Source organism: Chryseobacterium sp. II3a, from assembly GCF_057815135.1.
In genome coordinates, this window is the sequence record NZ_JBYPZJ010000005.1 from 1 (window position 1) to 23973 (window position 23973).

Annotated in this window: 27 protein-coding genes and 1 pseudogene; 9 read left to right on the forward strand and 19 right to left on the reverse strand. The window is 34.5% G+C overall.

Translation table 11 applies throughout. The annotated features are described in order from the left end of the window. Positions 1-104: 104 nt before the first annotated feature. Positions 105-458 (reverse strand): ISAon1 family transposase N-terminal region protein, encoded by a 354-nt coding sequence (locus tag AC3HD6_RS13130; protein ID WP_488896739.1) that lies wholly within the window; start codon positions 456-458, stop codon positions 105-107. 392 nt (positions 459-850) lie between these two features. Between AC3HD6_RS13130 and AC3HD6_RS13135 the strand changes: the two genes are divergently transcribed. Beyond that, on the forward strand, positions 851-2293 hold the full coding sequence (locus tag AC3HD6_RS13135) for a T9SS type A sorting domain-containing protein (RefSeq protein WP_488896740.1): 1443 nt from the start codon (positions 851-853) through the stop codon (positions 2291-2293). 508 nt (positions 2294-2801) lie between these two features. After that, positions 2802-3422, forward strand: a complete 621-nt coding sequence (locus tag AC3HD6_RS13140) for a DUF6134 family protein (RefSeq protein ID WP_488896741.1) — start codon at positions 2802-2804, stop codon at positions 3420-3422. 121 nt (positions 3423-3543) lie between these two features. Here the strand turns inward: AC3HD6_RS13140 and AC3HD6_RS13145 are convergent, their stop codons facing one another. The 5 genes from AC3HD6_RS13145 to AC3HD6_RS13165 form a co-directional block, all read right to left on the reverse strand. Next, positions 3544-4671 (reverse strand): agmatine deiminase family protein, encoded by a 1128-nt coding sequence (locus AC3HD6_RS13145; RefSeq protein WP_488896742.1) that lies wholly within the window; start codon positions 4669-4671, stop codon positions 3544-3546. A gap of 69 nt (positions 4672-4740) precedes the next feature. Next, the gene (locus AC3HD6_RS13150; RefSeq protein WP_488896743.1) at positions 4741-5565 is read right to left on the reverse strand and encodes an AraC family transcriptional regulator; all 825 of its coding nucleotides are present in this window, start codon (positions 5563-5565) and stop codon (positions 4741-4743) included. 168 nt (positions 5566-5733) lie between these two features. Continuing rightward, positions 5734-5880 (reverse strand): bacteriocin-like protein, encoded by a 147-nt coding sequence (locus tag AC3HD6_RS13155; protein ID WP_488896744.1) that lies wholly within the window; start codon positions 5878-5880, stop codon positions 5734-5736. A 25-nt stretch (positions 5881-5905) separates the two neighbouring features. Then, on the reverse strand, positions 5906-6049 hold the full coding sequence (locus AC3HD6_RS13160; protein ID WP_160138729.1) for a bacteriocin-like protein: 144 nt from the start codon (positions 6047-6049) through the stop codon (positions 5906-5908). A 156-nt stretch (positions 6050-6205) separates the two neighbouring features. Then, a complete protein-coding gene (locus AC3HD6_RS13165) occupies positions 6206-7234 on the reverse strand; it encodes a bestrophin family protein (RefSeq protein ID WP_488896745.1) in 1029 nt (342 codons plus the stop codon). Positions 7235-7880: 646 nt separating this feature from the next. Here AC3HD6_RS13165 and AC3HD6_RS13170 point away from each other — a divergent pair. From AC3HD6_RS13170 to AC3HD6_RS13180, 3 genes are all read left to right on the forward strand, one after another. Continuing rightward, positions 7881-9005, forward strand: a complete 1125-nt coding sequence (locus AC3HD6_RS13170) for a helix-turn-helix domain-containing protein (protein ID WP_488896746.1) — start codon at positions 7881-7883, stop codon at positions 9003-9005. A gap of 154 nt (positions 9006-9159) precedes the next feature. Beyond that, the gene (locus AC3HD6_RS13175; RefSeq protein ID WP_488896747.1) at positions 9160-10218 is read left to right on the forward strand and encodes a serine hydrolase domain-containing protein; all 1059 of its coding nucleotides are present in this window, start codon (positions 9160-9162) and stop codon (positions 10216-10218) included. 126 nt (positions 10219-10344) lie between these two features. Next, a complete protein-coding gene (locus AC3HD6_RS13180) occupies positions 10345-10635 on the forward strand; it encodes a DUF1272 domain-containing protein (protein WP_488896748.1) in 291 nt (96 codons plus the stop codon). Between the two features lie 165 nt (positions 10636-10800). Here the strand turns inward: AC3HD6_RS13180 and AC3HD6_RS13185 are convergent, their stop codons facing one another. The 7 genes from AC3HD6_RS13185 to holA form a co-directional block, all read right to left on the reverse strand. Beyond that, positions 10801-11157: a VOC family protein gene (locus tag AC3HD6_RS13185; protein ID WP_488896749.1), complete on the reverse strand. Its 357-nt coding sequence runs from the start codon at positions 11155-11157 to the stop codon at positions 10801-10803. Between the two features lie 54 nt (positions 11158-11211). Beyond that, positions 11212-11592 (reverse strand): VOC family protein, encoded by a 381-nt coding sequence (locus AC3HD6_RS13190; protein ID WP_488896750.1) that lies wholly within the window; start codon positions 11590-11592, stop codon positions 11212-11214. A gap of 136 nt (positions 11593-11728) precedes the next feature. Further along, on the reverse strand, positions 11729-13405 hold the full coding sequence (locus AC3HD6_RS13195) for an alpha/beta hydrolase-fold protein (protein WP_488896751.1): 1677 nt from the start codon (positions 13403-13405) through the stop codon (positions 11729-11731). A 36-nt stretch (positions 13406-13441) separates the two neighbouring features. Continuing rightward, positions 13442-14287 carry a helix-turn-helix domain-containing protein gene (locus AC3HD6_RS13200; protein WP_488896752.1) on the reverse strand — a complete coding sequence of 282 codons (846 nt, stop codon included), beginning with the start codon at positions 14285-14287 and terminating at the stop codon, positions 13442-13444. A 141-nt stretch (positions 14288-14428) separates the two neighbouring features. Beyond that, positions 14429-14806 (reverse strand): VOC family protein, encoded by a 378-nt coding sequence (locus AC3HD6_RS13205; protein ID WP_488896753.1) that lies wholly within the window; start codon positions 14804-14806, stop codon positions 14429-14431. Between the two features lie 402 nt (positions 14807-15208). After that, on the reverse strand, positions 15209-16150 hold the full coding sequence (gene trxB, locus AC3HD6_RS13210; protein ID WP_488896754.1) for a thioredoxin-disulfide reductase: 942 nt from the start codon (positions 16148-16150) through the stop codon (positions 15209-15211). A 303-nt stretch (positions 16151-16453) separates the two neighbouring features. Further along, entirely contained in the window at positions 16454-17491 is a 1038-nt protein-coding gene (holA, locus tag AC3HD6_RS13215) for a DNA polymerase III subunit delta (RefSeq protein WP_488896755.1), read from the reverse strand. 7 nt (positions 17492-17498) lie between these two features. On the opposite strand from holA, the gene AC3HD6_RS13220 reads away from it, so the two are divergent. From AC3HD6_RS13220 to AC3HD6_RS13235, 4 genes and pseudogenes are all read left to right on the forward strand, one after another. Then, positions 17499-17930 (forward strand): type I restriction enzyme HsdR N-terminal domain-containing protein, encoded by a 432-nt coding sequence (locus AC3HD6_RS13220; RefSeq protein ID WP_488896756.1) that lies wholly within the window; start codon positions 17499-17501, stop codon positions 17928-17930. A gap of 34 nt (positions 17931-17964) precedes the next feature. Further along, entirely contained in the window at positions 17965-18579 is a 615-nt protein-coding gene (locus AC3HD6_RS13225; protein WP_488896757.1) for an HAD family hydrolase, read from the forward strand. A 192-nt stretch (positions 18580-18771) separates the two neighbouring features. Next, positions 18772-19026: pseudogene (locus tag AC3HD6_RS13230) on the forward strand (thrombospondin type 3 repeat-containing protein); the annotation flags it as partial. Positions 19027-19680: 654 nt separating this feature from the next. Then, entirely contained in the window at positions 19681-20424 is a 744-nt protein-coding gene (locus AC3HD6_RS13235; protein WP_488896758.1) for a dienelactone hydrolase family protein, read from the forward strand. 342 nt (positions 20425-20766) lie between these two features. Here the strand turns inward: AC3HD6_RS13235 and AC3HD6_RS13240 are convergent, their stop codons facing one another. Genes AC3HD6_RS13240 through AC3HD6_RS13265 form a run of 6 tightly spaced genes read right to left on the reverse strand, consistent with a single transcriptional unit; the run spans position 20767 to position 23972 of the window. After that, entirely contained in the window at positions 20767-21138 is a 372-nt protein-coding gene (locus tag AC3HD6_RS13240; protein ID WP_488896759.1) for a cupin domain-containing protein, read from the reverse strand. Further along, a complete protein-coding gene (locus tag AC3HD6_RS13245; RefSeq protein WP_488896760.1) occupies positions 21135-21662 on the reverse strand; it encodes a GNAT family N-acetyltransferase in 528 nt (175 codons plus the stop codon). The genes AC3HD6_RS13240 and AC3HD6_RS13245 overlap by 4 nt, the downstream gene beginning before the upstream one ends. Before the next feature lie 2 nt (positions 21663-21664). After that, on the reverse strand, positions 21665-22267 hold the full coding sequence (locus AC3HD6_RS13250; RefSeq protein WP_068945036.1) for a DUF2911 domain-containing protein: 603 nt from the start codon (positions 22265-22267) through the stop codon (positions 21665-21667). A 29-nt stretch (positions 22268-22296) separates the two neighbouring features. Next, complete coding sequence (locus AC3HD6_RS13255; RefSeq protein WP_488896761.1) at positions 22297-22809, reverse strand: methylated-DNA--[protein]-cysteine S-methyltransferase; 513 nt, start codon at positions 22807-22809, stop codon at positions 22297-22299. Between the two features lie 42 nt (positions 22810-22851). Continuing rightward, positions 22852-23400: a DinB family protein gene (locus AC3HD6_RS13260; RefSeq protein WP_488896762.1), complete on the reverse strand. Its 549-nt coding sequence runs from the start codon at positions 23398-23400 to the stop codon at positions 22852-22854. A gap of 53 nt (positions 23401-23453) precedes the next feature. Further along, positions 23454-23972 (reverse strand): Crp/Fnr family transcriptional regulator, encoded by a 519-nt coding sequence (locus AC3HD6_RS13265; protein ID WP_488896763.1) that lies wholly within the window; start codon positions 23970-23972, stop codon positions 23454-23456. Position 23973: the final 1 nt, after the last annotated feature.

The following is a 23973-nucleotide window of genomic DNA, read 5'->3' on the forward strand; positions in this document are numbered from 1 at the left end:
TGTATTTCCAGTCCTTGTATTGGCTGAGTGTATTTTTATATTGTCTTTGAAAAGTCTTTCCCTTAACTCCAAAGAACTCTGCGATGACCTTGAGGAGAAGAGCTTTAGTATCGGCTAATTTTTTTTAAGAAACCCGCAAAGTCTTTAGTCATACGTGTTCCTTTAGATACAAGTTGCCAATCTCTTTGAAGAATTTCTCCTGATGACTTATCTGTCCATCTTCTTCTTTTCACATGGAGTTTTACAATTTTACCTCTTAATGGATAATCATCCACAACAATCTCAGACAGAAACCCCTTTGATTCCAACTGCCGTTCTTTAAATTCTTGTGGAATACTGTTTTTTTCTTCAAAATAGATATGAAGTTCACCATTGTGGTCTTCTGCTTTGAGGATRTCAAAGTATTCAACTAAAAATTCTGGAAGTAATAATTTGAGAAGTTCGTGATCGCTTAACATAATTCAAAGATACATCAACTTAACATTCCCCCCCCAACTTTTGAGACTGATCCCTTTTAATTTATAATTAAATTATAAAATTATCATTACTTTGTAATTAATTCAATAATAATAAATTATTATCAAAGCAAATATTGTAATTTTAATAAGCTTAAACACCAAATCCCGAAACATGAAATCAATTTATTAATAACCCTTCCCTAATAGAGGCAATTATGTCAGTCAAACTATTATATTCAACCTATCACCATTAGTTTTCAACACAATAACAATTGATAATATAATTAGAAATTGAAACATCAGCATCAAGCTGTAAAAATTTTCTTTCCAGTTTCCTTACTCAAAATATTCACCTAAATCTTAATCCTATGAAAAATTTATTACCCCAAGGTATGATACAAAAAGTTGTATTCGCCTTACTGTTTATCGCCGGCGCTATGTTCTATGCACAAGACAAAACTTATGCCAGCAGTCAATCCAATCAGATCTACGGTGCATGCGTATTGTGTCATGTAGCCGACCCACAAAACGCAGTTGGAAGTAACGAAACTGATTATGCTGCTATAAAAATGCCCGTCTCACTGGGAGGCAGAATTGAACAAACGTTAATCTTTCCAGCAGCAACGGCAAAACATTTCAAAAAAATTGTGATAGGTATTGGAACCGATAAGAACGCATTACATCTTAATTTGTTTGATGGAGTCTATGTAGAAACATTTCTCGGAAACGTCTCCAATAATGATTACAAGAAAGTAAATGACAGTATGATGAAAATTACCCCCAATTCACCAATAGGAACCATTCAATTTGTTCCGAAAAAACGATTCGACAGAGTTAAACTTTATTTTAATTCCGGGATCGGATTATTTAATGAACATAGAATCTACTATGCCTACCACACTCCTGATAAGTTTACAGACTGTGGCAACCCTCCTCTTGATCCATTAGCGTATTATTCATTTGACGGAAATACTAATGATATTATCTCTGATCTGAATCTTATTTCTGATGGCACCTATGATTTCATCCAAGACGATATGGCATGTGGAAAATCCTGCTATGGCGTACAAAAATCAGGTGGGCTTTCCTATGACACTCCCGATTGGCAAGAGTTAAATGCTAGAATGAAAACCATTGCATTCTGGATAAAAGAAGACGATACAAGTGGCGAGCCCCTTACAACTCCACGTCTTGTCATTTACACAAATATGATTACCATCGAGACCTTGAATGACTCTTCGAAACCTAACCTTATCTCTGCAAAGTTGAATTTATCTTTAGGTTCACCAGTTACTGACTCAATAAAGTTTAATGAATTAGTGCACTTTGCTATAGTCTACAATGAACAACAAAAAATGTTGTGCATTTATAAAAACGGCAAGATAACTGATACTTTCCATTCCTGCCAAGCTAATAAAGGCCAAGCATCACGTCCTGAAAAATTACTGATTTATGCAAAGCTTGCCAAAATAGATGAACTCCTGATTTATGACAGAGCTTTAACAAGTGATGAAGTACAAGCATTAGCGTGCTCTTATGGTAAACTTCCTAATTGTACTTCAGGAAATACTGCACCTGCAACTACAATAGTATCTACAGATAATTTCATCGTATCTCCCAACCCTACTACTGGAACACTCAGCCTTGATGGCAATATTCCTGTGATTGACTCGGATGTTACGATCAGAAATACTTCAGGAACAGAAGTCTATCGCACAACGCTCAAATCTAAAACATTTGACCTCCCTGCTCATCTTCCGGGAGGGATATACATCCTGACATTACAGACAAAAGAGCAAAAGATATATACCAGAAAGATCATTTTAACTCGATAATTAACGAAAGTATTAAATTCGTAAATCGCAACTAAGGTCCATTTATATCTATCTGGTATAAAAAGGGATGGCAAATTAGTGGTAGTTTTGCAAATCAAATTTAAAATAATCTGATTTTTAACGATTTAAATACAAAATTTCGAAACCCTCACTCCCCACAGAATAAAAAACCTACTGGTATTCAGTAGGTTTTTTTATTAGACTTTACTCCACATTCATCATTATTTTTTCTTCAACAATTACCTTTTAACATCTTCAACCTATAAAAGACGTTCAGGATTATAAATTGGAACACAATATTATTTTAATTGATTCATTTTCAAAACATTAAACAATACTAATTTAATAAGTTCGCACTTATCGTACAGAACATTTCAGGCTTTTCTCATGCCTAATTTTGCATTATAGATATTTCTATTCTATTACAAATTCAGAAAAAGGAATACCTGCCAAAAATCCATTTTCAACCTTCAACATACGTCAATAATTAATTTAAAGAATAAATACAATGAAAGCACTCCTGATTTTTTCAATATTGCTGCCCGGTTATGTTCAACCCCATACGGCAAAGTTAATTAACAAAGAATATCTGAATTATTCTATTATAAAAGATGATAAAACCATTGGTAATATCCGTGTAGAACGTTCTTTAAAAGACGATATCACTGAATATCTTTTTGAATCACGAGCTAAAGTAAAGATTCTCTACAACATTGAGATTTATGACAAGATGGGTGTTACTTTTAAACAAAATATTCTACAGCAGGCAAAACTTTACCGAACAATGAACGGAAAACTAAAAGTAAACAATACAGCTACCTGGAACGGAAGTTTTTATAATCTTTCGGATAAGGATGGTGCCAATGGCTTTCTGCAACAATCTATTTTCTGCTCTACTGCAAGCCTCTATTTTAATGAGCCTGGGAATCTAAAATCTGTTTTTTCAGAAAAATTCCAGAAAATGGTTCCTATTCAGAAGATTGATTCCAAAAGATACAGAATCAATCTACCCAATGGAAACACTACTACTTATACCTACAGCAGCGGAATTTGCACCGTGGTTGAAGCTAATACAGATTTTGCCAACTTAAAATTTATTCTTAATACAAATCCGAATAAAAATCATTAGTGTTGTCACACCCTATTCTGCTTGATCTATCCAATTTTTAATTAGTTTCTATTGAATGTAAACGGAAACACAAAAAAAACCTACTGAATACCAGCAGGTTTTTATCTTTTTGTAAAATAATCTATTGGGGTTGCTGCTGTGTTACACAATGTACCATTCCACCATTGGCAAACAGGTTACGGCAGTCAATTCCAATCACCTTTTTATCAGGATATAATTGTTGTATTATACGGTTAGCAACAGTATCATTAGGATCATTATAATTAGGCACCAGGACACGGTTATTCGCAATATAATAATTGATATAAGATGCTTTACCTACATTTTTCCCATAGGTGGTTATCACATCATACTTTGTTAAAGGAACTTTCACAAACTGATAGGCTGTACCATTTTTTTGGGTAGCATTGTAAAGTTTATTCATATCACTGCTTGGCACTTGCCAATAGTCCAGATCATCAGTGTTCATAGTGATAATAGTAGTAGAGTTTGCAAATCTGGCAAATCCGTCAATATGCATATCTGTGATATCCAGATTGGCTTTTCCATCCAGCCAGATAAATTTTGTGATTCCCAGGTTCTTCGTAAAAATAGCTTCTGCCTGCTGCTGGGTCATTCCAGGATTTCTGTTCTCATTAAGAATAGAACTTTTGCAGGCCATTAATACTCCATTTCCATCAATTTCAACACTTCCCCCTTCATTGATCATTACAGAATTGAGATCTATTTTTGGGATTCCACTATCGGCTGCTATTTTAGCAGGGATTGTATTACAGTTATCAGATTCGGCCTTATTCCCCCAACCGTTAAATCCCCAGTCCTGAATAAACAGCTTGCCATTTTTATCTTTCACAAAGATAGGACCATTATCTCTTACCCAAACATCATTGGTTGGATATAGTTTAAAGTCGATATTAGCAAGCGACACTCCGGCATTGGTTAACAATCCCATAATCCGGTTTTTTTCCGTAGCATCATACACAACAATATGCACTTTTTCACTTTCTACAAGCGCTTTAGTCATTGCTACCCAGGTAGGATCCAGCCGATTCTGGTAAGTAATACCATATTGATATTTGTGAGGCCATTGAAGCCAGGTTCCTTCGTGCAGCGCTGATTCCTCTGGCATTTTATAAACAACAGATGCTGGGTCAGGTATACCTGAACTGGGAGAAGCTGTTATCTCATCAAGAGAACAGGAAAACATAATAGCAGGTAATAATAAGAGCATGATTTTCTTTTTTTGCATAAGTGATCTTTTTTTGATAGGGCAAAATTAGATCGATAAAGAGTGCTAAAGTTGTCCAAAATTGACAATCTATTTCAAAGGCAGTAAAATATAAGTCAATTGTTTCTCCTGATCCTTCATATCCTCTGCGTACCTTTCATATTTTTCGATGATAGGGCTATGTGAAAACTCAAGTCGGGAATTAAAAATCCATCGGGAATAAATTTTAATATAAGTATCCTCTATTGTTTCATAGGTTCCGAAATGGGTAAAACGTGCATATTTACCTCCCAATATAGGTTTTGAGGGCAATTTTTTATTCTGGGCCTGGATGGTTGAACAGGCATCATACCGGCAGTTGATTTCAGTCTTAATTAAAGGTTCATCTGCTATGACTCCAAAATATTCTGCGCCAGAATCGGAAAATTCATTATGCATAAAGCTATCCCAAAGCCATTCAATTTCTTCATTATTGTAATAGGTTTGAATACTCTGATAATATACCTGTATTGGTTTAAGGTATACAATTTCGGGTTCTAACAAGACGTCAGAGGTTACCGGGATCAGATCCGGCTCACAAAGTAACTGCTGTTTACTTAGTTTCGCTTCTTTAGGAGATATCCCAAAATGCTGTTTGAAAGCTTTTGAAAAAGAAGCTATAGAGGAAAAACCTACTTCCACCCCAATAGATGTAAGACTTTCCTGAGTATAAAGTATTCGTTTATAAGCATTTTCCACTTTCAGTCTTTGCTGAAAAGCGCCTATTGTTTCCCCGCAGCTGTATTTAAAGATACGCTGAATATTCCTGTAAGAATAATTTGAAACGTCTTCTAAATCTTTTACAGAAATCTGCTGATCATAATTTCTTTCAATGAAATTGATGACTTTATAAATACAGTTCAGATTGTCTTCCATACACTATGACATTTTGAGCGGTAATTGGTCTGAAATAAATTACAAATAAAGGAAATAAAATAGAGCGAGTATGGTACAAAAAAAATAAGCAATGAATTCTCTTTCATTACAAAAGCCTTAAATCAATGAATTTAAGGCTTTACTTACTTTGATTTGCTAGCTAAACTACTAGCTCAGTATCTCACAGGGCGCTACACAATAGACCCAAGGACATCTTTTTATTCCCGGAGGCGGGCAGCATGCTTCTGAACAGCTTACTGCACCTCCATTGATGCTCTTCAGCTGATCTCTTGAAATTTTTTTACAATTTTTCATAGTCAAGTTAAGTTACGTTTACAATTTAAGGTTGATTTCCACCGCCACATCCATCGTATGGCATGCATTGCCACTTGCCACCGATTAAACATATTTGACCACCAGGGCAGTTGATACCTCCTTTAATTGATTTCATTTCCTGTCTTTGGATTTTTTGTAAATTTTTCATAATATTTAGATTTAATGGAAATCTAAATTAATTAATTTTCATCAATTCAAATAAATTATTCTTAAAAAATATTATTTGCTATCTGTTAACTTGTGTGATATTTTATAATACACTTTCTAAAAACCGCGTAAAACTCATATTTCGCTGGCTTTTATATTACATTAATATATCATTTACAGGTTGAATAGGTTTGGGAAGCTCTGTTTTCCCTAATATCTGTAAGAGATCAATCTCTATGGTACGGCATATGGATAACATAGGAATATCAGTACCTAATCCTTCAAAAGGATTTTCGGAGTAATCCCCTATCAGTTCCATCAAAACATAGATCCAGCCAACGATTGCCCCAAATGGGATCATCAACCATACTCCGGCTTCCCCTAATTTTGCAAATTCTGCTACAATTCCCAATGGTAAAAGGAAAATAAAGATGCAGTTGAATATAAAACTCAGATTAGCATATTGACGGGGGATAGGAAATTTTTTAATCCGTTCAGCTCTTCCCTGGTGATCATAAAAATCGGAAAGTACTTTCTGCATATCCAGCTGTCTTCGCATATGGATGATTTCCTTATCTTCAAGCTCTGCAAGATCCAGAGACTGTAAATTGATGATCTGTGTTGCTTTATTAGAAGCGTGTACCAGAAGAGGTTCATTAAAAAAGTAATCGGTTTTCTGTTTTTCACTCAGAAAATCCTTAAACAAGCCTACTCCTTCCGATTCCTGCCTTTTTTGGGCGATTCTTCCAAAATGCTTTTTTAAGCTTACATGCTCCCATTGTGTAGGAACCAGCAATTGTTCTCTGAAAGTATAGAGCCAGGCTATATGACGATAAATTAGACGTTCCTTAATGTGCTCAAGTTCCTCAGGGCTATATTGTGTATTGTCGCTGTTTTTTACAAAGGAATTAACCATTACTGCCCAGCAGCGACTGCTGTTGACTATGGCTCCCCATATTTTTCTGGCTTCCCAAACCCTGTCATAAGATTGGTTATTTTTGAAACCAATATAAAAAGCTAATGCAGTTCCTACTAAAGAAACCGGAAGCCACGGAATAGAAATCCAGTGCCAGCCTGCCACTTTATAGAGCAGAGACACCAAAATCATATAGGCTGTCAGCCACCAGATATGATGCCCGGCAAATTGCATAATTCCTCTCAATCCAATCGTTTTTCTTACAATCATGTTTTTTTAAATTATTTATGTTCAGGGAGTAAATGTAATTATTGAAAAATAACGCTGCAAGTTTCATGAAGATATTAGGCTTGAAATATTTTAATCTAAAGAAAATGCTGTTCAATGAATTTATCTGATTGAACATTCACTTTCAGAATCAAAATAATTAATTTCACTTTGTTTCGTAATCATCTGTAATAAGTATCTATAATCAACAACTACTTTATAAAACCTAAATAAGGTTATGTTATTACTTATATTTGGTGAAACTCCAATGGTCATTTCTGATTCACTATATTGCCCATCTTGATTATTATTTAAGGCAAATCAATTACCATAGAAGACATCGCTTTACCAGAAGAAAAAGCCTGCTTCCTCAAAAATTTCAAAAGATAAATGATTTTCAAAAGTATATTTCATCCGGAGAAAATGGCTTAAGCAAAATATATAAGATCCATATAAAGCTCAGAGTAAAAAATAGTTATTCCAGGATATTTCTGTCTAAAACGACATTGAGTTTCTTATAAAATTTCTTACAAAAACATCTTTACAATTTTTCCGGCACCTTAAACATATCACATCCAAAAAGAATTATATTTACGAAAAATATAACCTGAATTCCAATATTAAACCAAAAGAATAGTGAATGGATAAAATGAATTTACTAAATATCATAACGCTAATTTCGTTGTTTATTTCACTTTTTTTAGCCTTTTTTTCACTTACTGTTAAAACACAAAACAGAATTAGTAATCAGCTTTTTGCTACTTTCCTCATCATTACTGCAATTGATATCAGTGATCCTTTATTAAGTTCTATAGCTGATGTTCCCTCAAATCTGGGCATGTTAAGATATACCATTGCATTTTTACAAATTCCAGCTTTTTATTTGTATGTATTATCTGTTTCTTATTCCGATTTTAAATTTAAAACGAAGCATCTCATTCATCTTCTTCCCTTCTTACTTGTCAACCTGATTTTATTACCGCGCTTTTATAGTGTAGATGCTGTATCTAAAATTGATTTCATCACCAATCGGAAGCATATGATAGAATTGCAAATCAATCATATTATTTTTCATATTCAAATCATCGCGTATTTTACCAGTGTATTTCTGTTATTGAGAAAATCAAAGAAATTATATCTCGAAAATAATGCTGGGTCTAATATCAGTTCCTACCATTGGTTATTTCAGTTTACTGTTGTTCTCAGTATTTTGTATTCAATTGCTATTGTAAAGAATATTTTTAAATTTTCTGAATATCCCAATATTTCCGAAGGGATTAAGATGGGAATATTAGTATTCCAGCTTTTTATCATTTGTTGGTATATGTACAAGGCATTGAATCACCCTGATCTTTTTAGAAATATAGATTCAAAATTAAAGCTTGTTTCAACTCTTATTGATGAGGAAAAAAATAATTTATCTGAAATTCCAAATGAGACCAATGAACACTTACTGAAATTGAAGAAATTCATGGCGGAAGAAAGACCATTTCTTGACCCTTCTTTAACTATACAGAATATTGCTAAAGAAATAGATGTGCCAGTTCGTGAATTATCAGTCCTTATCAATCATCAATTGGGACAGCATTTTTATGATTTCATTAATATTCATCGTATCGAATATGCCAAAGATATTCTAAAAGATCCATCAAAAAACAAGCTGACTATTCTTGAAATTCTGTATGAAGTGGGGTTTAATTCAAAATCTTCATTCAATACTGCGTTTAAAAAACATACGGGAAAGACTCCAACAGAGTTTCGTAACTCTATGTAAAACAAAGCGTTGTAATTACTCGTACTTATTTCCATATCAATCGAACCTATTTTTATAAATAAATCAGACCGAATACCTGCATTCGGTCGCCCAGATTTAAGCTCTTCCACATCTTTGTATCGAAATAAATTTTTAACCTTAAAACAACGATACAATGAAAACTTCATTCACCTTCTTCGCAGTATTATTATTTATCAACAGCTTTTCCTTTGGACAAGATATTTCTCAAAAGATAGACTCCATCATCAAAGATAATTATCAAAAAAATCCAAACATATCTATAAGTGTAGGCTTCATACATAATAATAAAAAATATTATACAGCGTATGGAAAACTAAGTAAAGAAAGCCCGGTGGATGTCAACAAGAATTCTATATTTGAAATTGCTTCCATTACTAAAATTCTGACTTCTAATCTAATTGCACAGGCTAGTCTTGAAAAAAAGCTAAAAGTAGACGACTACATTGATTCTTATTTACCCCCAAAATATATACTACAGAAAAATCTTAAAAACAAAATCAAAATTTCAGATCTGGCTTCTCATCAGTCAGGTTTACCTGATATAGATTTTGCTAAGTTGATAGAACTCAATCCACAGCAGCCGGTAAGTAATGTTACTGAAGAATCATTGATCTCTATCATAAACAATTGCAGTGAACTTATTGACTATGGAAAATACCGCTATTCCACCATCGGATATACTTTATTGGGGCAAATATTGGAAAAGGTGTATGGTAAAACTTATGATGCAATCATTCATGAAAAAATGATCAAGCCTTTACATATGACCAATACCCTTACAACTGATTTCAATGTAAAGAACATCACTACAGGATATAATCCTAATAGCGGTACTCAGGAATTCTTCAAATGGAATGTGACGGCCTCAGCCGGTTTGGTGAAATCAAGTGCTTCTGATATGATTACTTACCTGAAAGCAGTTTTAACCAGCGGAAATCCAATATCCGAAGCCGCCTTGATGACCGAAAAAAGATATTACAAAGATGAAAAAAGAGAAATGGGACTAGGATTTAACATCAGCATTGATGATCAGAATACCATCTATCTGAAATCCGGTGATTCTATGGGACAATCTTCTATCATTTGTTATAATAGAGCCAAAAATTGGGGAATCATCATCCTTTTAAATCAAAGAAATTCAAAAATGAGACAGAATCTGCTGAATGAGATTTATGAAAAAGTTTTAAAGTAATATCCTTATCTCTTAATGCTTTTCAATACACAGATTCTTAAAAACAAATTGAATAATCACAAAACACCACTGTTTATTGTAAATTTAAATTAACTTCGTGCCACCAATAATCATAATAGAAAATCTATGCTAGAGATCAGAACCAGCTGCGAAAATTGTCAGAAACCTTTGCCATATGACTCTCCTGAAGCCATGATCTGTACATTTGAGTGTACATTTTGTAAAGATTGTGTTGACCATATTTTTAAAAATGTTTGCCCAAACTGTGGCGGTGGGCTGGAAAAACGCCCTATCAGACCCAAAAGTCTTCTTGCAAAATATCCCGTAAGTTCAGAAGTGGTATATAAACCAATAAACAAAGCCGAGTTCAAAATTAAACAGGAAAGATTAATTGATATTCCTTTAGGTGAACGATAAAAGCCCTATAATGTTGGATTCAGATCCTTTTTTGGATCAATGGCTAGAATTTTTTCTGATTTAAAAAGATATTAAAGTATAATATTCAGCAATAAAATAGACTGTAAACCATTACAACTATTTTAGAACCTCCTTGGAATGAGATAAGAAAGCCTTGACATATTTCTAAAATGATGGAGCTTGTACAACACAAAAGGAATTTCCGTCAGGATCAAGTAAAACTACATAATCTGCATCTTGCTCATAATTCCAGCCTTTCATCTTTGTTGCTCCTAAACTAAGCAGCCGTTCTACTTCTGCCATCTGGTTATCTGTTGTGAGATCAATATGATGTCTTTTGGGTTCTGGTGACGTAGTGAGCTTTAATGAAAGTTGAACTCCCTGCCCTATTTCTGGAATCAGAATTGCAAAATCAGGTTCGGGCTCTCTTTTGAGTTTATAATGCAATGCTTCAGACCAAAAAGCTATAGCAGCATCCATATTCTGTACTCCCCATACGATTGACAATATCTTTAAGCTCATATTCTGCTATTTATAAGTTAATTTTTAAAATATCTTTTCCCCTATTAATAATTATCAATGATCATGATTTGAAGTCTGCTGTAAGTTAAAAACCGTACCTGCAGGATCTGTAATCCAGTGCATATTTTCCGGAAGCTCTTCAATTTCATCACAAGTCTCTACTCCATTTGATTGCAGATATTCTGTTGCTTCTTCTACATTAGGAACTGTCAGCTGTAGCCAGGTTTCAGAATGGGTATAGTTATCTACACAGTCTAGCCAAATAATATTGTTACCGAATTTCACTTCATGAGTTCTGGAAACCGTTGGATTATCAATCTTCTTCTCTTCTACAGGTAATTTTAAAATATCTCTGTAAAAAGCAACAGTCTTCTCATATTTACTTTTCGGAATTTTAATGGCAATATTGATTCCTGCTTTAAATGGGATACTCATAGTTGATTTTTTTTCATTTAGTTGTATAAAGCTATCAAAATGATTCTTCAGAAAGGTTGTCCTATGACAAGATTCAATCATAAAAAAAACCTGTCTCTTTGGGAGACAGGTGAGTTTACCGGAAATCTGCAGCTTCTTATACTTTTATATCAATATAATTGATCCAGACTTGCTCCCGGTCTTGAGTTTTAAAAAAATTCTCAAGTAAGTATTCATGGTTATGTTTTACTTTTTCATTGAAATAAAGCTTTCCGTTGACATATACTTTAACTTTTTCTTTCAGATTCACCATTTCAGGTGAGATATTAATTGAAAGAGATTTAATCTCAGAGGTCTCAATCCGAAAAATATTATTCTCATACTTTGCTTTTATTTTGCCTGATTTCCTTGGAAAATCAAATGCTTTTTTATCTACATTCTGAACCTTCAAACTATCGTTATCATCATAGGCCAGCCACTTATTGATTTTAAAATTCAGTTCTTTGTGCCAGTTGGCTTTTTGACTTAGTGTATCCAATTTGATATTGGAAATCCAATCTATATTTCCATATCTTTCATCATCAAACTCCCATGAGATCTCCTTTGGGAAAGGATTTCTGTTTCGGTCCTTCAGATCTTTAAAAAGGATCTGATAAGCTGGCTCCGATTCATCAAACTGAGGAAACCAGTGTGGAAATCCATTGTAACGATACTCTTTGTAATCAGCCTGAATCCCATTCATCAGCTTTGAAAAATCATCATTTGCGTTTGGTGGATAATAATAATCCTTATCTGTTGAAAAGCTTATAAAAGAACGGTTTTTAATATTTTCTACAAACGTTCCGCCTGTAAAAACTTTAGGATAGGCATTAAATCCATAAAAACCAGCGAATGGTGTGGATTCTTTCATCAGATAAGAAAAAGAACCTGTTGCTCCATTCGAGTGTCCTGCTATAAAAACTTTGTTATCATCAATATTAATCGTCTTTTTAATCTGCTTAAGCATTTCAGGAATCATAAAGAATCCATCATCAGACAGCATCCAGTTATATTTTTTGTCAGCCCTCGGAAACACCATAATAACATCGTTATGGTCCGCATACTTCTTATAATATCTGTTCCAGCCTCCTAAATTCCAATCTGCCAGCTGATAATCTATCAGTTCATTATTTCTTACTGCCCCATGAAGAAAAAATAGCAGAGTATATTTCTTTTGAGGATTATAATTTTGAGGAAAATGAATAAAAAATGAAGTGTTAGCAAAATCGTTTATTTTAAATGCAATAGAATAATCACGATCCTTTTTCGGTAGATAAGGAGTAAGGTGTCTGATCTCTTTGTACAAAGCTTCAGAATCTTTAATTTCCTTTAATCTATTTTCTTTAACACTATAAAATTCATTCTCTTTTTCCTTTAGCTCCTTATAAAATTGAGTTTTGTATTTTACTGCCTGCTCCTTCAATGAAGCCCACCTTGGATCTGACAGTAAATTTTTATATTCATTTTCAGCATCTTCTTCAAGAATATAATTCCAGCCTGGAAAGCTATTTCCGCTTCCTTTTACTACAGAAAGTGGTATCAGGTATTGAAATGCTTTATCATTACTTTTCAGCTTTGAAGCCAGAATAGAGGCATTGTATAATCCGTCACTATCCCTATTTTGAGGATAGCTTCTGAATGCCTCTTCATATAAATCAAGTGCCTTTCTATATCCAGCCTCATCTTTAGCTTCATCCATTACTTCTGAGGCTTTTTCTGTTAATGTAGAATAATTTTCCTGAGCTTCCACAAAAAGACCAAACAGAATCATCAGCATTGCTATACCATATTTCATCAATACAATTTATTCAGCAAAACTAATCACAGTACATCAGAAAAAATTGTAAAAATGGAACATTATTACTGAAGGCAGCAAATGCCAGAAAGTATCTTCCTGACCTAATACAGTTCCTTTCGAAAAAAATGATTTTGGAGAGTTTTCTGTGAGGTTTTTATACGTTTTATTGAAATGAGACTGGTCATTGAAATTAAACTCATGGGCTAATTCTGTAAAGTTACGGTCAGGATTTTCAAAAAGTTTCTGGTTGATGGTCTGCCTGAAAAGCACAATTTCATTGAATTTTTTAATAGAAACGCCCAAATGTGCCTGAAAAAGCCGGTTTAAATGCTGGCGGCTGAAACCAATTTTCCTTGAAATTTCTTCAACAGAAAAACTTTCGTAATGGTTGAAAATATAATCAATTGATTTTTCAAGAATTGTATGTTCAAATCTCTTGAATCTTTTCTCAAGAAAACGGTCTAACAAGCTTCCCTGAACTTCAGTTTCTGCAGCTGAGAAAACTTCATTTAATTCATCTTGAGTAAAAAAATCATAATCTGTAATATATTTCGTAAAATCCAGATTTTCATAAAACTGATGGATTCCCAAAGGGGGAAACACCACTACAATTCTATAAACTTTCCCGGATTGTTTCACATGAAGAACTTTTTCCCGGATAGGTGTAAAAATTTGACACGGCGGTGCTTTTTCATCATAAATCACCTCTTTAGTTTCTAACCGGATATGAGATTTATAAAGTGAAATGGAGTTATTGAAGTGCGGAAAACATTGAAACTCATTAATGATATTATTATTTTTAATATCCAGATAATAATAGTCAACATACTTGCTGACAATGGAGTTTTGAGGCTTGAATGTTTTAAAAATTTCCTGCATCTTTTTACACCTGTGTTTTCATAGAATATAGCTTACCATCAAATATACGGAATGCTTTATTACTTCACAACAGTTTGAAATCCGGAAAAACAAAAAACTGCTTCACACAGAAACAGTTTTTATCTTTTATCATTCAACGGGCTACTCTCCTGCCGGCTCAAATAATTCAATTTTATTGCCTTCAGGATCCATAATATGAACAAACTTCCCGTATTCATAGGTTGCAATTTCATCCAGAATGGTGATCCCTTCTTTTTTTAATTCTTCTACCAATGCTTCAATATCCGCCACATGGTAGTTAATCATAAACTCTTTTTCTGATGGTTCAAAATATTGGGTAGATGCTTTAAACGGACTCCATAATGTATATCCTTTTTTATCAGAATCTGCTTCTCTCCAATCGAATTTCGCTCCATATGGACTGGTTTCCACTCCAAGATGGGCCTTATACCAATCGTTTACCTGCTCCGGATCTTTGCATTTAAAGAAAATACCTCCTATAGCCGTTACTTTTTTCATGCCTATTGCTTTGTTAAGTTTTATATTAAATTATTTTGAAACTTAACAAATATATCAATGTTTTCGTTACGATACTCTAATTTATTTGAAGGATCAATAAGTGTACAACATTGGAAATCGCAAAGGTGCAAAAGAAGGTAACAGTATTATGTTTTTAAGGCGCGAGGATTTTATCTCCGATAAAATTGTATACGGCTAAAATATGATTCAATTTATAACAAAAGCAGACATAGCAGAAATAAAGTGTTCCCTTTGCTGAGAATCTTTGATTCTCTTGCGCCTTAAAAACAGTCTGCATTATTAACTCTTTGCGCCTTCGCGTTTTCCAACAAAAAATGTTGTTATTAATCACAAAAAAAGCGCACCCATTGGGTACGCTTTGTATGATTGAAAGCTAAATAATTAGTGTAATTCAGCTAAATATTTTTCTGCATCCATTGCAGCCATACATCCGCTTCCTGCAGCTGTAATAGCCTGTCTGTAGATATGATCCTGAACATCTCCTGCCGCAAAAACTCCCGGAAGGTTTGTTCTTGAAGAACCTTTTTCTGTTACGATATATCCGTTTTCATCAAGATCTACCTGACCTACGAAGATATCCGTATTCGGTTTGTGACCAATAGCGATGAAGATTCCCTCAACATCTACCTTAGAAGTTTCCTGAGTCTGGTTATTGATAATTACCGCTCTTTCTACCAAGCTGTTCTCACCTTCAATCCCAATCAGCTCATGGTGAAATTTCACTTCAATATTCGGAGTACTTTCTACTCTGTGAACCATTGCTTTTGAAGCTCTGAAAACGTCTTTTCTTACTAATAATGTTACTTTTTTACAAAGTTTAGCAAGATAAGTAGCTTCCTCAGCCGCTGTATCTCCTGCTCCTACTACCACAACATCTTTTCCTCTGTAGAAAAATCCGTCACATGTAGCACAAGCAGAAACCCCACCGCCTGCATATTTTTTTTCATCATCAAGACCTAAATATTTTGCTGTAGCTCCTGTAGAAATGATTACTGATTTTGCTAAAATCTCTTTATTTCCAGCATATAATTTGTGAACACCGCCAACTTCTTTTGAAAACTCAGCTTTAGTGATCATTTCGTAATGTACTTTGGTTTCAAATCTTTCTGCCTGCTTTTGCAGATCCATCATCATTTCAGGACCTGTAATCCCTGCTGGATACCCTGGAAAGTTATCAACCTCAGTAGTTGTAGTTAATTGTCCGCCCGGCTCCAAACCTGTATACAATTCAGGTTTTAAGTCTGCTCTTGCTGCATAAATAGCAGCTGTGAAACCAGAAGGTCCAGATCCAACGATCACACAATCTAAAATGTTTTGCTCCATAATTTACTTGTTCGAAAAAAGATATAATTAAATTAAGACCGCTAATTTCGTAATTTTTGTTGTCTTTTTAAAGTTATTTTAATGATAGTTGTCAATAAGAGATATGCGGATTGTCAATGAGGGTACAGGATGCGAGTTTTGAGATACGAGTTTCAGGTTGCGGATTTAGGTTTAGATCTGGTACTTTATATTTAAGACCTAATATTCTTTGTCTATCATCTATCCGTCTATTATCTACTTGTCTTAAATTTAGCATTCACTTTACCCTTTCACTCTAAAACTCTCCTACTCTCAAACATAAAATCAAACCTTCATTTTAATCTTATCTACATTAATAATCTTATACACCAGTTCCTTGATGAGTTCCGCTTCTCCCATATTCACTGCTCCTAATCCTTTTCCTTTCATATCAAACTCTCTCAGAATTGAAATGACTCTTGTCGCATGTTTTAAAGGGTACAATCTCGCACTTTCTGCATAATCTTTCACAAAATAAGGATTTACCCCCATTTGAGAGGCTATGGTTTGTGGTGACTGCCCTGCCATCGTCTGATAAATAATCACATTGGAAAAATAGTTATACAGACTGGCCAGCATCATCACGAAAGGATTGTTCTTTGGATTTTTGCCCATAAAATGGGCTATTTTAAAGGCTGCATTGGCATTTTTTGTTCCCAATGCCTTCTGAAGTTCAAAAATATTGTATTCTTTGCTGATTCCGATATGGTTTTCAACAATGGTTCCATCCAGGACTTCCCCTTCTTTAAGGATGATCTTCAGCTTATTCAGTTCATTAGCAATTCTTGAAAGATCATTTCCAAGATACTCTGCTAAAAGATGAGAAATATTAGGAGCTGTTTTGATCTTAAGCTTTACACATTCATCAGAAATCCATTTTGGAAGGTTGCTTTCTCTTACAGATTCACTGAGAAAAAGGGCATTGGCTTTATCCAAAGCTTTAGCTGCTTTTTTTCGGCTGTCCAGTTTTTTATGCTTATGAGCAAAAACCAATACAGTAGAAGGAACAGGGTTTTCAACATATGCATCCAGAATTCTGTTTTCTTCTTCATTAAATTTCAGATCCTGAGCTTCTTTTACGATAATTACCTGCTTATCTCCCATCATAGGGAACTGTCTTGCCAGGGAAAGAACTTCCTGATAAGAAGTATCTTTTCCGTAAGTAACGGTTTGGTTAAAGGCTTTTTCATCCTCTTCCAAAAAGTTGTGTTCAAGGGCTTTTACGGCAACATCAATAAAGTAGGCTTCTTCTCCGTGGAAAAAATAAATAGGTAAAACTTCTTTATTTTTAATATTTTTGAGGATTAAATCTAATTCTTTCATCTTACTAATGGAACTTCCAAAACTGAATTTTCAGGAAACTTTTGATTTTAAATTCAAGAAAGACAAAGATAAGTTTTTTATTTATGATTTGGTTCGTAAAACTTATCTTCTGCTCACTCCCGAGGAATGGGTAAGGCAGCACTGGATCCACTATTATCTTACTGTAAAATCCTACTCTGCATCGGCTTTAATTACTGAAAAAAAGATTGTTCTCAATGGTTTAACCAAAAGGATTGACCTTTTAGTTACCGAAAAAACTGAACCCATCATTCTTATCGAATGTAAAGCCCCGCAAATTAAACTCACGGAAAAAACATTTGAGCAGACTGCCCGATACAATTCTATTATCGGAGCTAAGGAAATTATTTTAACCAATGGACTTCAGCATATAAATGCTTATTATGAAAATGAGCAGTATATATTTTATAGGCCAGATTAAATCTCAGGTAAAAAATTAAACAACAAATATCAATATGAAAATTAAAAATATAGTATTCGATTTCGGAGGGGTTTTAATGGATTGGAACCCTAGATATTTCTTTAAAGATTATTTCAATGATGATGAAAAAATGGAATACTTCCTGGAAAATATTGCTCAGGATGAGTGGAATATTGAACAGGACAGAGGAAGAAGCCTTTCAGAAGGCACAGAAATTCAGGTAAAAAAATTTCCGGAATGGGAAAAGGAGATCAGAGCTTTTTATGACAACTGGACCGTGATGCTGAAAAGCGACATTCCTCAAAATGTTGATATTTTAAGAAAGTTAAAGAATACAGACTATCAGCTATTTGGATTAACCAACTGGTCTGCAGAAACCTTTCCTTATGCATTGGAAAATTATGACTTCTTCCAGCTTTTTGATGGGAAAATAGTGGTTTCCGGAACAGAAAAACTGATTAAGCCTGATCCTAAAATCTGGCATGTTTTACTAGAAAGATATAACATTCAGGCAGCAGAGTCTGTTTTTATTGATGATAATCCAAAGAATATTGAAATGGCAAAATCGCTGGGATTCAATACTATTCACGTTCTGCCAGATACAGATCTGAAGCAGGAACTGGCATATCTGGGTGTCGAAATTCAGTAATTTTATTATAAATAGTAAAAAATCCTCAGTTAAGTTATTTTTATTAATTTGGCTGAGGATTTTTTTATGAATATGAGAAAATTTTTACTTTTATTTTTATTTGCTGTTACAAGCTTTCATGCACAAAGTATTGAAAATCCGGAAGCATTCAAAAAATGCCGAAAAGAATTCAACAAAAAGATCTGTCTTTCGGATGAAGACCTGGACGGTATTCTATTCTATCTGGATAAATGCCCAAAAGAAGGAGGTTCAATTGAAAATAACGGATGCCCATGGCCTGATACTGATAAGGATGGTGTATTGGATAAAGATGATGCCTGCCCTAGCGTTGCTGGATCTGTAGAAAATAAAGGCTGCCCATGGGAAGATACAGATGGTGACGGAATTCTGGATAAAGATGATAACTGCCCTACTGTTCCAGGTCCAGCCAATAGCAATGGATGTCCTGTAATTTCATGTTCGTTTGGTAACGAGCCTGCTATCCTGATGGAAAAAGTTGATATGGATGTTCAGCATATTGAGAAAATCTATAATCTGGTCAATAAAAGAGTATTGGATCATGCCATACAAAAACTTCCTAAAAAAGATTTTGCCGGACAAAAAACATTTTTCTACATCCAATATATAAGCCCTAAATCTTATATTGATGATAAAACTCCTGATGATGGTCTCTCTCCGGGATACAATTTTTTGATTACCAGATTCTGGAATAAAGATATCCTTGAATATGCTCATACAAAATATGGTAAAAGCATGTATATTTCAACAGCAATGCCGCTTGAAGATCTTGAAAAATACCATAAAATGATAGGCAGCAAGACGTTTAACTATATGATGAAATATTATGACTCGAAATCCTCAAGGATAAAAATACCGGGGAAACGAGATAAAACCTTTGAAATTCCTATTCAGATCACGGTAAACTTCATTACTCCTTATAAGATCAAAGTAGACAATTATCAAAATAGCACAGTATATGAATATAAAAATGGTCAATGGAAATCTCATAAAGAGTAAAAATCACAGCACCTTATTTTTCACCAACTTAGATCATTATTGTCAATACAGATTCGATTAAATTCAACCCAAAAACAAAATAATATGATACGTTCAATCTTATTAACCGCATCAATGATCGCCTCAGGGGCTCTTTTCAGTCAAAACCTTACAACTGTTTCCTATCAGGATGGACCACAGAAGCTGAATGGTTTAATCACTTCCAATGCAGGGAAAAAACTTCCCGGAGTTCTGATCCTTCCCGCATGGAAAGGAATTGATGAAGAAGCCAAAACAGCAGCCATTGAATTGGAAAAGCAAGGATATATTGCTTTTATTGCTGATATTTATGGGGAAGGTAAAATTCCTGCCAACAATGAAGAAGCAGCCAAAAGTTCAGGGTATTACAAGAAAAACTATCCGGAATATCAAAAAAGAATCTCATTGGCTTTGGAACAGCTGAAAAAAAACGGAGCCATTGCTGATAAAACAGCCGTTATAGGATATTGTTTTGGAGGAACAGGTGCATTGGAATCCGCGAGAGGAAACCTTCCTGTTGCAGGAGTTGTTTCTATTCATGGAAGTTTGGGAAGAGACCAAAGCAGAAAAAATGAAAAATTAAACGCTAAAATCCTGGTGGAGAATGCGGCAGATGATAAGAGTGTAACACCTGATGATTACAGCAACCTCATCAAAGAAATGAATGATGGAAATGCAGACTGGCAAATCATTACTTACGCCCATTCAAAACATACCTTTACTGATCCTAAATCACCGGATTATAATGAAACAATGGCCAAAAGAGCCTGGAATCATACGTTGATGTTTTTGAAAGAAGTACTGAAGTAATTTCAATGTATCAGTGTAACAATGTACCAATGTTTTGATGTAAAATCACTTATTGGTACATTGCTATTTTTAGATCTTTATTTTACTGTTGTTTTGTTTCTAATTCAACATCATATTTTTTGGTAGAATATTTTGTAAGAGATCCTGTTGCTGCATCAATTCCTACTCCTATTGCACCACCGAAAAGGATATTAAGAAGCGTTACGGCATTAAATGTCTTATCCAGCTTTACTTGCTGTGGATTGAAGCCTTCTTTTTCAATCGTAACGATTTGCTCTCAATGATCTTGAAATAGGAGCTGTATAGCCATATACTAGTGTAAACTTGATAGCCATGAATACATTAATCTACGCCTTCCACTTCCCTGTTTACCAATTCCATAGAAAACGCAGGCAGGCAGATGGCAAGATATTCACAAGGTTCTGCAAATGGATTGCTGTAGCGAATTCTCGCTCCTTTTTCAATCAGAATACTGCTTCCTTTTTCAAGAACTACAATTTCCCCATCAATTTCAAATTGTTTTTTACCGGAAATAATATAAGTGAATTCGTCAAATTCCGGAGTCTGATGGGGCTCACTCCAGTCTGGCGGAGCAATCATATGAGCAATGGAAACATTAGCGTTTCCTGTAGAATTCCCCCAATGCTCTTCAATCAATTTTCCGTCTGTAGTAGGCACTACAAATGGAGATTGCTGGATTTTGTATTTTTTCATATCCAAGCTTCTTTTTTGATTTCATATACAAAATTGGTTCTTGTAGGTTCAGCAAAATAAGCCACTTCTTCTTCCGCTATTTTAATTCCTCCAAGCCTTTCCAATGCTTTCTGTGAACGGAAATTCTCTTTTCCGATATGAAAATGAACTTTATCTACATATTGGAAAATATAATCCAACATTAGTTTCTTTACTTTCGGATTGATTCCTTTCCCCCAAGATTTTGTTCCATAGAAAGTATAGCCGATGAAAATATGGTTATCATTTTCATCAAAATTATAGTAACGGCTGCTTCCCAGAACATCTCCGGTTGTTTTTTCAATAATTTTAAAAGCCCCCTTACTTTCTATAGCTCCTCTAAAGAAATTTTCAAAAACCTCTCTCTGATAACGGTCTTTGTTAGGGTGTTGTTCCCATACTTTAGGATCCGATGCCACTTCATATAAAGATTCAAAATCCCCTTGTTCTAAGGGGATTAATTGAAATTCTTCACTCTCTAAAATAGATTGAACAGAAAAATTCATGCTTAACCTTTTTTGTTAGAGTCTGATTCTATTCTTTGGATTTCTTTCAACTTATCAGAAATCTTGATTACCGTGTCTAATTTTGATGGTTTCAATGGAATTTCCGCCTGATTCATATCCCATTTGATCACAAGGTTTCCAGAGTTTTCATCTGTTGGGTTCAGGGTAATTTCAAACCATTCCTGCTTGTCTGCCAATTTGTTTACTGGCACTGTAACATCTACTACATCCTGTTTAGGATCATAAGTATAAGCCCCCCATTGCTGGAAGTCTTTATTCAAAATTACTTTCCATTCTTTTTCAGTAGGAATGATGAATAATCCGTAAGTTCCTGCCGGAACAGTCTTTCCGCCAAAATTAATGGTCTGTCCGAAAGTGATTTTCGTAGATGAGTTAGCTCCTGCTCTCCAAACCTGGCCGTAAGGAACCAATTCTCCAAAAATCTTACGCCCTTTCACTCCGGGTCTTCCGTAATCCACTGAGATTTTGGACATTGAAAACTGCTGCTCTACCTTCTGACGCGGACTTGCTGCTGGTACAGAATAATCCTGTGCTAAAGCAAATCCTGAAACTGAAATACAAACTGCTATTAATAACTTTTTCACGTGTAAATTTTTGTTTAAAATTACAAAAATCAAAATAAAATAGCTTTCTCTAGCTCCAATAATTTTTGTTTTCTCCAGATTCCGCCTGCATATCCTACTAATTCACCGTTGGAACCGATCACACGATGACATGGAATTAAAATAGCAATTTTATTGATTCCATTGGCTGTTCCTACGGCACGAATGGCTTTGGGATTTCCCAATAGTTCTGACTGTTGTTTATAAGTTCTGATCTCTCCCATCGGAATTTCACGCAGCAGCAGCCATACCTTTTCCTGAAATTCAGTACCGGTTGTAAATAAAGGAACTTCAAACTCAGATCTGTTTCCTTCAAAATATTCTTTTAGCTCTTTCTCCAATTGCTGAAAATGAATGTGATCCTTTTCTACAATTTCTGTCTTCAGTGCTTTTGATAAGGCCCTTAGCTGCTTTTCAAAATTTTTCCTATCTGTAAATTCCAGCAGACAGATGCCCTGATCTGTTGCACAGGCTATCATTTCTCCCAGTGGAGTCTCTATTGTTTTTTGATGTATGAATTCCATTAGTTTAAAATTACTATTTTTCATGGATTCATACGATATCTTTTACCTGTTCTTTACCATTCTTTCTGCCTGAGCGATATGTCTTGTATTATGATAAATCACAAAACGGAAAGTATCACCCAGTTTTAAGGTGATCATTTTTGAAATACTGATGGCTGTTTTTGTTTTTTCCAGATTGATAGATCTTGCTTTTTCCAATAGATCAAGTAATTGTTTCTGCTGCTTTATAAATTCATTCACAACCTCTTTGTTCAGCTGGCTGTGGATGGGATCCATAGTTTTGAGCGTTTTCATTTTATTCAGTTTTTCTTTGGGAAGCATCGTTTTAGCAAAATAATTCCCTAGAATTCCCGGTTTAAAATCTGGTTTTGAAGTAGTTTTGGAAGAAGAAATTCTTTGAGAGATTTCAGGGATATAAAAGTTTCCGTATCGGTTAAGATGTTCCAGACACTCCAATGCACTCCAGCTATCTGTCGTAGTTCTGAAGTTCAGTTCATCTTCCGGTACCCATAAAAGGCTTTCAGCATACTGCAGATGTTGTCCGGTTCTGTTTTTTAATTCCTCTAGCAATGCTGTGGTTGAAATTTTCATTACTGTTTTTTTACAAAGTTCCGGATCCGTTTCTTCTTAAATCTTGATTGAACTCAAGATTTTTTAAGCCTGGATAATGTTTCCGGAGACATTCTGAGATAATTGGCAATATATTTATTCGGAACTTCCTGAAATAGTTTCGGACTGCGTTTTAAGACTCTTTCAAAACGTTCTGCCGGGGCATTAATCAATAAGTCTTTTTCTCTTTCCAACTGCTGCAATACAAGATCTTCCAAAACATTGATCCAAAACTTCATATGGGTTTCATCGGATTGAATAAACTGATAGAAATCATTTTTTGAAGCCACTTTTACCGCCGTTTTCTTGATCGCCTGAATATAAAGGTCTGATGGTTTCCCGGAAAGGAAAGAATCCAGAGAAACAATAATATTTCCGGTATACCCGAAACGGATAATCCTTTCTTCATGATCATCCGTCATAAAGATCCTTACACTTCCTTTTTCAATAAAATAAATCTGGGTGTCTGTACTTCCTGAGATTTTCAAAAACTCATTCCGTATAAATTCCTTATGTTCCCAATGAATGCCACTTTGAAGTAATTTTTCAACCATT

What these genes read in the sequence shown, in the direction of transcription:
- AC3HD6_RS13170 (WP_488896746.1), top strand. Translation starts at nt 7,881, where the DNA reads ATGAATTTACTAAATATCATAACGCTAATTTCGTTGTTTATTTCACTT.
- AC3HD6_RS13190 (WP_488896750.1), bottom strand. Translation starts at nt 11,592, where the DNA reads ATGAGTATCCCATTTAAAGCAGGAATCAATATTGCCATTAAAATTCCG.
- AC3HD6_RS13145 (WP_488896742.1), bottom strand. Translation starts at nt 4,671, where the DNA reads ATGCAAAAAAAGAAAATCATGCTCTTATTATTACCTGCTATTATGTTT.
- AC3HD6_RS13205 (WP_488896753.1), bottom strand. Translation starts at nt 14,806, where the DNA reads ATGAAAAAAGTAACGGCTATAGGAGGTATTTTCTTTAAATGCAAAGAT.
- AC3HD6_RS13255 (WP_488896761.1), bottom strand. Translation starts at nt 22,809, where the DNA reads ATGGAATTCATACATCAAAAAACAATAGAGACTCCACTGGGAGAAATG.
- AC3HD6_RS13245 (WP_488896760.1), bottom strand. Translation starts at nt 21,662, where the DNA reads ATGAATTTTTCTGTTCAATCTATTTTAGAGAGTGAAGAATTTCAATTA.
- AC3HD6_RS13260 (WP_488896762.1), bottom strand. Translation starts at nt 23,400, where the DNA reads ATGAAAATTTCAACCACAGCATTGCTAGAGGAATTAAAAAACAGAACC.
- AC3HD6_RS13200 (WP_488896752.1), bottom strand. Translation starts at nt 14,287, where the DNA reads ATGCAGGAAATTTTTAAAACATTCAAGCCTCAAAACTCCATTGTCAGC.
- AC3HD6_RS13235 (WP_488896758.1), top strand. Translation starts at nt 19,681, where the DNA reads ATGATACGTTCAATCTTATTAACCGCATCAATGATCGCCTCAGGGGCT.
- AC3HD6_RS13140 (WP_488896741.1), top strand. Translation starts at nt 2,802, where the DNA reads ATGAAAGCACTCCTGATTTTTTCAATATTGCTGCCCGGTTATGTTCAA.
- AC3HD6_RS13180 (WP_488896748.1), top strand. Translation starts at nt 10,345, where the DNA reads ATGCTAGAGATCAGAACCAGCTGCGAAAATTGTCAGAAACCTTTGCCA.
- AC3HD6_RS13150 (WP_488896743.1), bottom strand. Translation starts at nt 5,565, where the DNA reads ATGGAAGACAATCTGAACTGTATTTATAAAGTCATCAATTTCATTGAA.
- AC3HD6_RS13220 (WP_488896756.1), top strand. Translation starts at nt 17,499, where the DNA reads ATGGAACTTCCAAAACTGAATTTTCAGGAAACTTTTGATTTTAAATTC.
- AC3HD6_RS13175 (WP_488896747.1), top strand. Translation starts at nt 9,160, where the DNA reads ATGAAAACTTCATTCACCTTCTTCGCAGTATTATTATTTATCAACAGC.
- AC3HD6_RS13185 (WP_488896749.1), bottom strand. Translation starts at nt 11,157, where the DNA reads ATGAGCTTAAAGATATTGTCAATCGTATGGGGAGTACAGAATATGGAT.
- AC3HD6_RS13160 (WP_160138729.1), bottom strand. Translation starts at nt 6,049, where the DNA reads ATGAAAAATTTACAAAAAATCCAAAGACAGGAAATGAAATCAATTAAA.
- AC3HD6_RS13195 (WP_488896751.1), bottom strand. Translation starts at nt 13,405, where the DNA reads ATGAAATATGGTATAGCAATGCTGATGATTCTGTTTGGTCTTTTTGTG.
- AC3HD6_RS13240 (WP_488896759.1), bottom strand. Translation starts at nt 21,138, where the DNA reads ATGAAAAAATACAAAATCCAGCAATCTCCATTTGTAGTGCCTACTACA.
- AC3HD6_RS13265 (WP_488896763.1), bottom strand. Translation starts at nt 23,972, where the DNA reads ATGGTTGAAAAATTACTTCAAAGTGGCATTCATTGGGAACATAAGGAA.
- AC3HD6_RS13165 (WP_488896745.1), bottom strand. Translation starts at nt 7,234, where the DNA reads ATGATTGTAAGAAAAACGATTGGATTGAGAGGAATTATGCAATTTGCC.
- AC3HD6_RS13135 (WP_488896740.1), top strand. Translation starts at nt 851, where the DNA reads ATGATACAAAAAGTTGTATTCGCCTTACTGTTTATCGCCGGCGCTATG.
- AC3HD6_RS13225 (WP_488896757.1), top strand. Translation starts at nt 17,965, where the DNA reads ATGAAAATTAAAAATATAGTATTCGATTTCGGAGGGGTTTTAATGGAT.
- AC3HD6_RS13155 (WP_488896744.1), bottom strand. Translation starts at nt 5,880, where the DNA reads ATGAAAAATTGTAAAAAAATTTCAAGAGATCAGCTGAAGAGCATCAAT.
- trxB (WP_488896754.1), bottom strand. Translation starts at nt 16,150, where the DNA reads ATGGAGCAAAACATTTTAGATTGTGTGATCGTTGGATCTGGACCTTCT.
- holA (WP_488896755.1), bottom strand. Translation starts at nt 17,491, where the DNA reads ATGAAAGAATTAGATTTAATCCTCAAAAATATTAAAAATAAAGAAGTT.